Below are 11,185 nucleotides of genomic sequence, written 5' to 3'. Positions count from 1 at the left end.
GATCGTGAGCGGAGCGTTGTCGCCTCCTCCGTCCCGCCCGTAGGACTCGGCCCAGTCGTCGTCGTAGGCCACCTTGTACTGCCAGGTCCCGGCGGGGACGTCGAACTCGGCCGACCAGGTGCCGTCCCCCGCGGGGACGAGCTCCGTCGCGGCGCACTCGGGCTGCCAGTCTCCCGGGCAGCCGAGCTCGGACTGGAGGTCGCCGACCAGGGCGATCGTGGTGGCCGCGGCAGCGGCCGGGGCAAGCGGGACGGCGACGCCGACGGCGGCGACCCCGATCGAGGTGAGCAGGGCCAGGGCGCGCGTCAGGCGAGGCATGTGGACTCCTTCGTCCGTGGGTGCCCGATCCCCCACCGGGCGTTCGCGACACTAGCGAGCCCCTTCCAACCCTTGCAAGAGTTTGCCGAATGCGTTTTCAGAGCCGAGGGCGACTCCGCAGGTCAGCGCCGTGAGCGTCAACGCTGACCCGTTCGGGTGAGACGCACTGGGCCGTCCGGGTGAGACCGGCCGCCGCTCGGCGGAGCCCTCCGCACGAGCCGACCGCTCGTCCTCCGCCGTGGGCTCAGCCGCGCAGCTCGGCCAGTCGGCCGGCCGCCACGGCGGCGTCCAGGTCCAGCTCGACCACCTTGTCGCGGCTCGTGAGCCCGGCGACGAGCGCGACCTGTCGGCGACGCAGACCGAAAGCCTTCGCGACGGCCGCGAGCGCGGCCTCCGTCGCAGCGCCGTCCACCGCCCTGGCACCGACGGCCACGACCAGCCGACCGCCGTGGTCGCCCCCGACCGCGGTGCGTGAGGCTCCGGGCCGCACCCGGATCGCGACCCTCGTCGGGCTCTCGGGTGTGGCGGTCACGACCCCATCCTGCCCCCGGACGTCGGTGCGGCGAACCGGAGCGCCCCGTCGATGGCGCTCATCCTGCGGGACGAGCATGCTGGAGGGACACACCGTGGACGGGGGCGGACCCATGCACGCACCGATGACCCGACGTTCGCTGGCGGCCGCAGGCGCACTCCTGCTGGTGACGCTGACCGGCTGCACGACGACCGCGCCGGAGCCCGGCGGCACCACGTCCGCCTCGAGCCCCACGACCTCGCCGAGCGACAGCCCGAGCCCGACGGCCTCGAGCACCGCGGCCGAGATCCTCGTACCCGTGTACTACGCGACGGACACCGGGACCGACCTCCGGCTCGTGCGGGAGTTCCGTCGCCTTCCCGACGAGGGCGGCGCCGCGCTCACCGCCGCCCGGGCGGTGCTCGCCGGCGCGCCCCTCGACCCGGACTACTCCGGGTTGTGGGCCCCCGAGGGCCAGGTGCTGGCGGTGGACGCGCTCGACGGCGTGATCGAGGTCGACCTCACCGAGGCCGCGACCCGGACGACGACCGGCTCGGCGGGTGCGAACCTCGCCGTCCAGGCGCTGGTGTACGCAGTGACCGGCGCCCTCGCCTCGGACGACCCGGTGCGCCTGCTCGTCGAGGGCGAACCCGTCGACGAGCTGTTCGGCGTGCTCGACACCCGCGCACCGATCGCCCGCGAGGACCCCCTGTCCACGCGCCTGCTCGTCCAGATCAACGACCCGAACGAGGGGGACGTGCTCGACGGCGAGGTCACCGTGACCGGCGAGGCCGCCGTCTACGAGGCGACCCTCCCCTGGGAGGTCCGCACCAGCGACGGCGCCGTCGTGCAGTCCGGAGTGACGATGACGGCGGAGGGGCAGACCTTCGCGCCCTTCAGCCTGACCCTCACGCTCGAGCCGGGCGAGTACGTCGTCGTCATCACGGAGGACGACCCCTCCGGCGGCGAGGGCCGGCCACCCACCTCGGACAGCCGGGCATTCTCGGTGCGCTGAGCCGGCTCGCCTCGGCCTTCTCGGTGCGCTGAGCCGGACAGCCTCGGCCTTCTCGGTGCGCTGAGCCGGACAGCCCGGGCCGTCGGACATGGCAGAGGGCGGGCTCCCTCGGTGGGGAACCCGCCCTCTGCGGTCCGGGCGCCGGGCCGGTCAGGCCCGACGTACCCGGGTCACTCCTGGGTCAGCGGGAACAGCGTGGCGTCGTCCGCGTAGACCTCTGCGGCGTTGGCCTGCGTCACGATGAACGGGGTGAGCAGGTACGCCGGGACGATCTTGACGCCGTTGTCGTAGGACTCGGTGTCGTTGATCTCGGCCTCGGAGCCGGCCTGGAGGAGCTTGATCTCCGCGATCGTCTGGGCGACGATCTCACGCGTGTCCTTGTAGATCGTGGAGTACTGCACGCCCTCCATGATCGACTTGACCGACTCGACCTCGGAGTCCTGGCCGGTGACGACCGGGACGTCCTTGCCGGCCTGAGCGACGGCGGTCAGCGCCGCGCGGCCCAGGGTGTCGTTCGGGGACAGGATGCCGTGGAGCTCGGTGTCCGTGTAGGAGCCGGCGAGCACGGTGTCCATGCGCTTCTGGGCGTTCTCGGCCTTCCAGCCCTGGGTGGCGACCTGCTCGAAGGTCGTCTGACCCGAGACGACCGTGAGCGTGCCGTCGTCGATCTTCGGCTGCAGGATGCTCATCGCACCCTCGAAGAACGGCGTGGCGTTGGCGTCGTCGGGCGAACCGGCGATGAGCTCGATGTTGTACGGGCCCTCACCCTTGCGCTCGGCGAGACCCTCGAGGAGCGCCGTGCCCTGGAGCACGCCGACCTGGTAGTTGTCGAAGGCGACGTACATGTCGACGGCGTCGGTGTTCTTCACCAGGCGGTCGTAGGCGATGACCTTGATGCCGGCCTCGGCCGCCGCCTCGAGCTGGGTGCCCAGCTGCGAGCCGTCGATCGCGCCGACGACGATGACCTTGGCGCCCTGCTCGACCATGGCCTGGATCTGGTTCTGCTGCTCGGTCACGCCGCTGTTGGCGAACTGCACGATCGGGTTGAACCCGGCCTCGGTGAGGCCGTCGTTGAACAGCTGCTCGGCGAGGACCCAGTTCTCCGAGGTCTTCTGCGGCAGGGCGACGCCGATGGTGGCATCGGCCGCGAACCCGGCCATCTCGGTGGCCGTGTCGGTCGACTCGGTCGTCGAACCCTCGCGCTCCGAGGACGAGCACCCCGTCAGCATCAGGGCCCCTGCGGCACCTGCGGCGACGAGCGCCATGGTGAGCTTCTTCATCAGTGGTGTCTCTCTCCTTCTCGTGCACCCGACGTTGGATGCGGTGGGGAGGCCTCGTCGACGTGACGGGGCCGGGTGGTTCGGGTCGGACTAGGGGGTGGGGCTCGTGGACGAGGCGGTCGCGGCGGCGCCGGCCTCGGCGCTCTTCTTGCGGTTGCTCATGAGCATCCCGATGATCGAGGGCTTGCCCTGGACCTTGTTGTAGACGTCGAAGGCGACCGCTGCGAGCAGCACGAGTCCCTTGATCACCTGGGTGCGGTCCGAACCCACACCCAGCAGCTGAAGGCCGTTGTTGAGCACGGCCATGACCAGGCCGCCGATCATCGAGCCGATGACCGTGCCGACGCCGCCGGAGACCGCTGCGCCGCCGATGAACACCGCGGCGATCGCGTCGAGCTCCCAGTTGGTCCCGTCGAAGGGACCCGAGGCGGTCGAGCGGCCGATGAACACGATGCCGGCCAGGGCCGCGAGCATCGACATGTTCATCATGACCAGGAAGTTGGTGCGCTTGATGTTGACGCCCGAGAGCGCAGCGGCGGACTTGTTCCCACCGACCGCGTACACGTGGCGGCCGGTGATCGTCCGGTTGGAGATGAACCCGTAGACCAGCACCAGGACCACCAGGATCACGCCGGCCACCGGGAACGAGGTGCCCACCCGGCCGCTGCCGTACAGCCAGGCGAGGGCAGCGACCACGACCGAGAGCACCGAGGTGCGGGTGACCGACACCCACATCGGGGCCTTCTCCCCGCCCAGGCGCACCGCCGAGCGACGCCGACGCGACTCCGACCACACCAGGGCCGCGATCCCCAGCAGCCCCAGCAGGAGCGTGGAGTTGTTCATCCCGGTCGCCGGGCCCCACTCGGGCAGGTAGCCGGCACCGAGGTACTGGATCTCCTTGGGCACCGGGATCGTGTTCGACTTGCCGATCCACTGGTTCGCACCGCGGAAGAGCATCATCCCCGCAAGGGTCGTGATGAACCCCGGGATGCCGACGTAGGCCACCCAGAAGCCCTGCCAGGCCCCGATCACCGCACCGACCGACAGGCCGAGCAGCACCCCGAGCCACCACGGGATCCCCCAGTCGCGGATCGCCAGCGCGACCACGATGCCGACCACCGCCGCGACCGAACCGACCGACAGGTCGATATGGCCCGCGATGATCACCAGCACCATGCCGATCGCCAGGATCAGCACGTAGGAGTTCCCGTTGATGATGTTCTGCGCGTTGCTCGAGGTCAGCACCTTCCCCCCGGTCGCGAACTGGAAGATCAGCGTGAGCGCGATGAGCGCGAACACCATGCCGAACTGGCGTGCACCGCCGCCGAGGAGTGCCTTGAGTGACTTCATCGTCTGTTGGTCCTTCTACCTGTTCTCGGTGATCAGCGAGCGGCGGCCGGTGCCGCGCCCGTCATGAGCCGCATGAGGCTCTCCTGCGTGGCTTCCGCCCGGTCGAGCACGCCCGTGATCGTGCCCTCGAAGATCGTGTAGATGCGGTCGCACAACCCGAGCAGCTCGGGCAGCTCCGAGGAGATGACGATCACGCCCTTGCCCTCGTCCGCCAGTCGCTGCACCAAGCCGTAGATCTCGTACTTGGCACCCACGTCGATCCCTCGCGTGGGTTCGTCCAGGATCAGCAGATCCGGCTCGGGGAACATCCACTTGCCCAGCAGCACCTTCTGCTGGTTCCCGCCGGAGAGCTTGACCACTCCCTCGCGCACCGAGTTCGCCTTGATCGCCAGCGAGCTGCGGTAGCCCTCCGATGCGAGGTACGCCCCGTCGGTGTCGATCACCCCGCGGGTGGAGATCTTGGCCAGGTCCGCCGAGACGATCGTGTCCTGGATCGTGTCCAGCAGGTTGAGCCCCAGGGCCTTGCGGTCCTCCGGGACGTACGCGATCTTGTGGTCGATCGCCTGCTGCACCGTCCGCAGGTCCACCGGCCGGCCGCTGATGGTCACCTGACCACCCAGGTACCGGCCGTAGGAACGGCCGAAGAGCGACCGCGCGAGCTCGGTGCGACCCGCACCCATGATCCCCGCGAAACCCACGATCTCCCCGTGCCGCACATGGAACGCCGAGTCGTTGCACACCAACCGGCCCGGGACCTGCGGGTGCTCGACCGTCCACCCGCTGACCTCGAAGAACACGTCGCCGATCTGCGGCGTGTGCTCAGGGAACCGGGACTCCAGCGAACGCCCCACCATCCCGCGGATGATGCGGTCCTCGTCGACCTCCCCGGCATGCGCGTCAAGGGTCTCGACGGCCTTGCCGTCCCGGATGATCGTGATCGAGTCCGAGATCGCCGCGATCTCGTTGAGCTTGTGCGAGATCATGATGCACGTCATGCCCTTGGCCCGCAGACCCCGCAGCAGGTCGAGCAGATGAGCCGAGTCGTCCTCGTTCAACGCGGAGGTCGGCTCGTCCAGGATCAGCAGCCGGACGTCCTTCGACAACGCACGAGCGATCTCCACCAGCTGCTGCTTGCCCACACCGATGTTCTTGATCAGCTCGTCGGGCGACTCCGAGAGCCCCACCCGCGCCAGGAGCTCGGCAGCACGCGCACGCGCCACCTCCCAGTCGATCCCGACCCGGCCCCGCACCTCGTTGCCCAGGAAGATGTTCTCGGTGATCGACAGCTCGGGGATGAGCGCGAGCTCCTGGTGGATGATCACGATCCCGGCGTGCTCGGAGGACTTGATGTCCTTGAACCGGACCTCGTCCCCCTGGTAGACGATCTCGCCCTCGTACGTCCCGTGCGGGTACACACCCGACAGCACCTTCATCAGGGTCGACTTGCCCGCGCCGTTCTCACCGCAGATCGCGTGGATCTCCCCGACCTGGACGCTCATGCTCACGTCGTCGAGAGCCCGAACACCGGGGAAGACCTTGGTGATCCCTCTCATCTCGAGAAGAACCGGGGCATCCATGGTCACGCTGCACTCCTTGTGCCTCATCGCACTGCGGGCCACTGCGCCCGGGGACGGGTGGAACGCTAGGGAGCGCCACGGGCTGGCGTCAACTTCTGAAGCCAATAGATGCAAGATCGTCATCATCTCGTGACCCGCAGCGGGATATGGCGCTCTCAGCAGGGGTTTTGCCCGAGTCGCGGGCGGAGAAGTGCGGAGATCGGCGCCCTTGTCGTCAGCCGGTGAAGCCAAGGCGGCCGCTGCGCGGCACCACCCCCGCGGGTGACCGGGCGGCTGGTCGCGAGGCTGCCGTCAGGCCCGCTGGCCGACGGTCGGCGGGGCGAGCGACGCTCCGCCCGAGGGCCTCAGGCCGGTGATCGCCGCGAGGATCTCCTCGTGACTCGTGCTCGCCGCGTCGAACTCGCCGTTGATGCGACCGTGCCGAAGCACGACGATGCGATCGGAGACGGCCCGGACGTCGGTCATGTTGTGGCTGATGAGGATGACCCCGAGGCCCATCTCGCGCAGTCGCTCGATGAGCATGAGCACCTCGGCCGTCTGCACCACCGAGAGCGCAGCGGTGGGCTCGTCGAGCACGACGATCCGCGGCCGGCTGGTCAGGGTCCGCGCGATCGCGACGGCCTGGCGCTGACCGGCGGAGAGGTCCCGGACGGGTGCGCGGACCGAGGGGATCCCCGCCGTGAGATCCCGAAGGATCGACTGCGCGGTCAGCACCATCCGCTCCTCGTCGAGCGGACCGCCCGGCCGCACGCGCAGCTCTCGTCCCAGGAAGATGTTCGCGGTGACGCTGAGGTTGTCGCACAGCGCCAGGTGCTGGAAGACGGTCGCCACCCCGAGCCCGTGCGCCACGGACGGGGTCGAGATGGTCACCGGCTCACCGCCGATCTCGATGAAGCCGGCGTCGGGCTGCAGGACCCCTGCGACGACCTTGGCAGCCGTGGACTTGCCTGCTCCGTTGTCCCCCACCAGGGCGACGACCTCGTGCGAGTGCAGGTCCAGGTCGAATCCGACGAGCGCCTCGACCGCACCGAAACGCTTGGTGACCTGTCGCATGGACAGCAAGGGCTGCGGCAACCTCTCCGAACCCGTCATGTCAGCCTCCTGCTCGTCATCGCGCATGGGACCTGCCAGTGCATCGTGGGGCCTCTGGTCACTCACCCCTCACCTGCCAGCACACTGCTGTCGAACGTCGTCAGGACGTCCGTGTTCTCCAGGGTGAGGATCAGGGCGCCGATGACCTCGGCCCGTCCGCCGAGCTCGGCGCCGAGCACCTCGAGCGGCGCGATGTGGTTGAGCAGCACCCGACGGCGGATCGCCTCGCGCATCGGCGCGAGAAGCAGCTCCCCCGTCTCGGCGAGCTCCCCGCCCACGACGACGCACTGCGGGTTGACCGCCATCGCGAGTCCGGACACGACGGCGCCGATCGTCGCCCCCGCATCGGCGATCACCTGGCTGCAGCCGGGGTCCCCGTCACCGGCGAGGGCGATGACGTCACGAAGGGTGAGCGGCCCGCGGCTCGCGCGGAGCGAGGCGAGAAGGGAGCGCGAGCCGACGACGGTGTTGAGGCAGCCCCTGCTCCCGCACTCGCAGATGTCACCGCTCGCGTCGACCTGGACGTGCCCGATCTCCCCTGCCGTCCCGGCGAAGCCTCGGTGCAGGTTCCCCCCGAGCACCACGCCGGCGCCGGTGCCGTGGGAGACCCGCACGTACACCGAGTCGCGGTAGGGACGGGCCGCGCCGAACCTGCTCTCCGCCAGCGCCCCGAGGTTCGCGTCGTTGTCGACGAAGACCGGGACGCCCAGGCGCTTGCCGAGCACCTGGGCCACCGGGACGTCGTCCCAGCCGCGCAGGATCCCCGGGACGGTCACCATGCCCGTCGCCGTGTCCACCGGGGCGGGCAGGCCGATCGCGACACCGAGCACCTCCGGCATCGCCGCCCCGACGCGCTCGAGCAGGTCCACCAGGAGCAGCGCCATCCGGTCGAGGCTGGTGTCCACCCGGTGCTCGAAGGGCAGCGGGAGCGTCTGCTCCGCGAGGACCTCGAGCGCAGCGTCGGCCACCGCGACCCGCAGGTGCCGGGTGCCGATGTGCACCCCCACGGCGAGGCCGCGCCGGTGGGCGAGGGTCACGAGCTGGGCGCGCCGCCCGCTGCGCACCGTCGTGCGGACGTCGACGACCCCCGCACCCTGGAGCTCGCGGACGATGTTCGACACCGTCGCGGCGGAGAGCCCTGTGGCCCCGGCGAGCTCGACCTGCGTCAGCCCGCCGTGCCGTCGGACCGCCGTGACCACGGTGGCGCGGTTGGCCTCGCGCAGCGCGGTCTGCGAGCCGGACATCCCTACGCCACCTCCCCGCGCTCCGAGCCACCCGTCCGGTCGCGTACCGGACGGGAGTGATCCAATCACCGATCCGGACCCGCCGTGGCGACCGCCGCCCCGGCGTCGCGCCCTCCGGGTCCAGGACGCCCGGTCGGCTATGCGGATCGGTCAGATCAGTCCGAGGCCTCGCACGGCGTCGCGCTCCTCGACCAGCTCGGCGACCGAGGCGTCGAGCCGGGTCCGCGAGAGCTCGTTGAGGTCGAGACCCTGGACGATCTGCCACGCCCCGCCGTCCGAGGTCACCGGGAACGAGGAGATGAGCCCCTCGGGCACCCCGTAGGAGCCGTCCGAGACGACTCCGGCGGAGGTCCAGTCCCCCGCGGGGGTGCCGAGGACCCAGTCGTGCACGTGATCGATCGCGGCGTTGGCAGCGGAGGCGGCGGAGGAGGCACCACGTGCCTCGATGATCGCCGCGCCGCGCTTGGCGACCGTGGGGATGAACGTGCCGGTGACCCAGTCCTCGTCGACGAGCTCGGCGGCCGGACGCCCGCCGACGCTCGCGTGGAACAGGTCCGGGTACTGCGTCGCGGAGTGGTTGCCCCAGATGGTGAGCCGCTCGATCTCCCGCACCGAGGAGCCCGTCCGCGTCGCGAGCTGCGAGAGCGCCCGGTTGTGGTCGAGCCGGGTCATCGCGGTGAAGCGCTCCGCCGGCACGTCGGGGGCGTGCGCCTGGGCGATCAGCGCGTTGGTGTTGGCGGGGTTGCCGACCACGAGCACCCGCACGTCGTCCGCGGCACCGGCGTTGATGGCGGCGCCCTGCGGCTTGAAGATGCCGCCGTTCGCCTCGAGGAGGTCGCCTCGCTCCATCCCCGGGCCGCGGGGCCGGGCGCCGACGAGCAGGGCGATGTTCACGCCGTCGAAGGCCGCCGTCGGGTCGTCGAAGATCTCGACGGAGTCGAGCAGCGGGAACGCGCAGTCGGCGAGCTCCATCGCGGTGCCCTCCGCGGCCTTGACGGCCTGCGGGATCTCGAGGAGGCGCAGCCGCACGGGCGTGTCCGCGCCCAGCATCGCACCGGAGGCGATCCGGAAGAGCAGCGCGTAGCCGATCTGCCCCGCGGCACCGGTGACGGTGACGGTGACGGGCGCGGCGGGCGGGGCACTGGTGAGGTCGGTCATCGTGGAGCTCCTTCGGTCCATGATCATTCGACGTGCCCGCGGATCGCGCGGGCCACGCCACGGGGTCAGGCGAGTCGGGCGGCCAGGTTCTCGTCGAGCGCTGCGAGGAAGTCCTCGGTGGTGAGCCACTCCTGGTCGGGTCCGACGAGCAGGGCAAGGTCCTTGGTCATCTTGCCGCTCTCGACGGTCGTGATGACGACGTCCTCGAGCGCCTCGGCGAACGCCGTGACCTCGGGCGTGCCGTCGAGCTTGCCGCGGTGCTTGAGGCCACCGGTCCAGGCGAAGATCGAGGCGATCGGGTTGGTCGAGGTCGGCTTTCCCTGCTGGTGCTGGCGGTAGTGCCGGGTCACCGTGCCGTGCGCCGCCTCGGCCTCGACCGTCGTGCCGTCGGGGGTCATCAGGACAGAGGTCATCAGGCCGAGCGAGCCGAAGCCCTGGGCGACGGTGTCGGACTGGACGTCGCCGTCGTAGTTCTTGCAGGCCCAGACGTAGCCGCCCTCCCACTTCATGGCCGCGGCGACCATGTCGTCGATGAGGCGGTGCTCGTAGGTAAGGCCGGCCGCGGCGAACTTCTCGGCGTACTCGGCCTCGAAGACCTCGGCGAAGATGTCCTTGAAGGCGCCGTCGTAGGCCTTGAGGATCGTGTTCTTCGTCGACAGGTACACCGGGTAGCCGCGCTGCAGGCCGTAGGCGAAGGAGGCCCGCGCGAAGTCGCGGATCGAGTCGTTGAAGTTGTACATGCCCATCGCCACGCCCCCGCCCTCGGGGTAGGTGACGACCTGCTGCTGGATCGGCTCGGAGCCGTCGGCCGGCGTGAAGGTCAGCGTGAGGGTGCCGGCGCCGGGGACCTTGAAGTTCGTCGCGCGGTACTGGTCGCCGAAGGCGTGGCGCCCGATGATGATCGGCTTGTTCCAGCCGGGGACCAGCCGCGGGATGTTCGAGATGATGATCGGCTCGCGGAAGACGACGCCGCCGAGGATGTTGCGGATCGTCCCGTTGGGCGAGAGCCACATCTTCTTCAGGCCGAACTCCTCGACGCGGGCCTCGTCCGGGGTGATCGTCGCGCACTTGACCCCGACGCCGTGCTCCTTGATCGCGTTCGCGGCATCCACGGTGACCTGGTCGTCCGTCGCGTCGCGGTTCTCGATCGACAGGTCGTAGTAGCGCAGGTCGATGTCGAGGTAGGGGTGGATGAGGCGGTCCTTGATGAACTGCCAGATGATCCTGGTCATCTCGTCGCCGTCGAGCTCGACGACCGGACCGACGACCTTGATCTTGCCCATGCGTGACTCCTGTACGTGGAGGGGGACGCTCGCGGCGTCGTTGCGGCAGCTCTCGGAAGAAGATTACTCGACATCGAGAGACCTGGGTCTGCGTCCAGGTACCGGTGGCATGATGCCGAGGCCAGCAGTGCCTGCACGCTCACGAGAGGACCCGCATGTCCACGCCCGAGCCCACCCCGTCGGCAACACCCGAGGCGGACGAGGTCCCCGTCGCCGAGACGACCATGACCCTCGAGGTCGAGTCCTTCGAGCTGAGCGGACTGGAGACCGTCCCGTTCGAGGAGGAGCGCTCGCTCCTCGCCCGGGTCGGCGCGGAGACCTTCGGGTCCTTCGCCTTCGTCCTGGTCACGGTCGGCG

At 70.0% G+C, this 11,185-nt stretch carries 11 protein-coding genes; 2 read left to right on the top strand and 9 right to left on the bottom strand.

Annotated elements, in window-relative coordinates:
- On the bottom strand, positions 1-318 hold a 318-nt coding region (locus ABWK99_RS08625; protein WP_372594291.1), incomplete at its 3' end, for a hypothetical protein.
- 244 nt (positions 319-562) lie between these two features.
- Complete coding sequence (locus ABWK99_RS08620; RefSeq protein WP_372594290.1) at positions 563-850, bottom strand: DUF167 domain-containing protein; 288 nt, start codon at positions 848-850, stop codon at positions 563-565.
- Between the two features lie 124 nt (positions 851-974).
- On the opposite strand from ABWK99_RS08620, the gene ABWK99_RS08615 reads away from it, so the two are divergent.
- Positions 975-1,844, top strand: a complete 870-nt coding sequence (locus ABWK99_RS08615; RefSeq protein WP_372594289.1) for a Gmad2 immunoglobulin-like domain-containing protein — start codon at positions 975-977, stop codon at positions 1,842-1,844.
- A gap of 170 nt (positions 1,845-2,014) precedes the next feature.
- Here the strand turns inward: ABWK99_RS08615 and ABWK99_RS08610 are convergent, their stop codons facing one another.
- The 7 genes from ABWK99_RS08610 to ABWK99_RS08580 all read right to left on the bottom strand — a co-directional run bounded on the left by ABWK99_RS08610 (position 2,015) and on the right by ABWK99_RS08580 (position 10,828).
- Positions 2,015-3,124 (bottom strand): substrate-binding domain-containing protein, encoded by a 1,110-nt coding sequence (locus ABWK99_RS08610; protein ID WP_372594288.1) that lies wholly within the window; start codon positions 3,122-3,124, stop codon positions 2,015-2,017.
- A 90-nt stretch (positions 3,125-3,214) separates the two neighbouring features.
- A complete protein-coding gene (gene mmsB, locus ABWK99_RS08605) occupies positions 3,215-4,474 on the bottom strand; it encodes a multiple monosaccharide ABC transporter permease (protein WP_372594287.1) in 1,260 nt (419 codons plus the stop codon).
- 32 nt (positions 4,475-4,506) lie between these two features.
- Positions 4,507-6,051: a multiple monosaccharide ABC transporter ATP-binding protein gene (gene mmsA, locus ABWK99_RS08600; protein ID WP_372594292.1), complete on the bottom strand. Its 1,545-nt coding sequence runs from the start codon at positions 6,049-6,051 to the stop codon at positions 4,507-4,509.
- 291 nt (positions 6,052-6,342) lie between these two features.
- A complete protein-coding gene (locus ABWK99_RS08595) occupies positions 6,343-7,143 on the bottom strand; it encodes an ATP-binding cassette domain-containing protein (protein WP_372594286.1) in 801 nt (266 codons plus the stop codon).
- 62 nt (positions 7,144-7,205) lie between these two features.
- Complete coding sequence (locus ABWK99_RS08590) at positions 7,206-8,387, bottom strand: ROK family protein (protein ID WP_372594285.1); 1,182 nt, start codon at positions 8,385-8,387, stop codon at positions 7,206-7,208.
- A gap of 150 nt (positions 8,388-8,537) precedes the next feature.
- Positions 8,538-9,545, bottom strand: a complete 1,008-nt coding sequence (locus ABWK99_RS08585; RefSeq protein WP_372594284.1) for a malate dehydrogenase — start codon at positions 9,543-9,545, stop codon at positions 8,538-8,540.
- Positions 9,546-9,610: 65 nt separating this feature from the next.
- Positions 9,611-10,828 (bottom strand): NADP-dependent isocitrate dehydrogenase, encoded by a 1,218-nt coding sequence (locus ABWK99_RS08580; protein ID WP_372594283.1) that lies wholly within the window; start codon positions 10,826-10,828, stop codon positions 9,611-9,613.
- 155 nt (positions 10,829-10,983) lie between these two features.
- On the opposite strand from ABWK99_RS08580, the gene ABWK99_RS08575 reads away from it, so the two are divergent.
- On the top strand, positions 10,984-11,185 hold a 202-nt coding region (locus ABWK99_RS08575; RefSeq protein WP_372594282.1), incomplete at its 3' end, for a hypothetical protein.

Origin of the sequence: Actinotalea sp., from assembly GCF_041597215.1 — a bacterium.
GTDB lineage: Bacteria > Actinomycetota > Actinomycetes > Actinomycetales > Cellulomonadaceae > Actinotalea.
This window is presented reverse-complemented; position numbering and strand designations above follow the sequence as displayed.

Bases quoted from the DNA above. Each gene is read 5' to 3' on its own strand.
- ABWK99_RS08615 (WP_372594289.1), top strand. From the start codon at position 975: ATGACCCGACGTTCGCTGGCGGCCGCAGGCGCACTCCTGCTGGTGACG.
- ABWK99_RS08610 (WP_372594288.1), bottom strand. From the start codon at position 3,124: ATGAAGAAGCTCACCATGGCGCTCGTCGCCGCAGGTGCCGCAGGGGCC.
- mmsB (WP_372594287.1), bottom strand. From the start codon at position 4,474: ATGAAGTCACTCAAGGCACTCCTCGGCGGCGGTGCACGCCAGTTCGGC.
- mmsA (WP_372594292.1), bottom strand. From the start codon at position 6,051: ATGGATGCCCCGGTTCTTCTCGAGATGAGAGGGATCACCAAGGTCTTC.
- ABWK99_RS08595 (WP_372594286.1), bottom strand. From the start codon at position 7,143: ATGACGGGTTCGGAGAGGTTGCCGCAGCCCTTGCTGTCCATGCGACAG.
- ABWK99_RS08590 (WP_372594285.1), bottom strand. From the start codon at position 8,387: ATGTCCGGCTCGCAGACCGCGCTGCGCGAGGCCAACCGCGCCACCGTG.
- ABWK99_RS08585 (WP_372594284.1), bottom strand. From the start codon at position 9,545: ATGACCGACCTCACCAGTGCCCCGCCCGCCGCGCCCGTCACCGTCACC.
- ABWK99_RS08580 (WP_372594283.1), bottom strand. From the start codon at position 10,828: ATGGGCAAGATCAAGGTCGTCGGTCCGGTCGTCGAGCTCGACGGCGAC.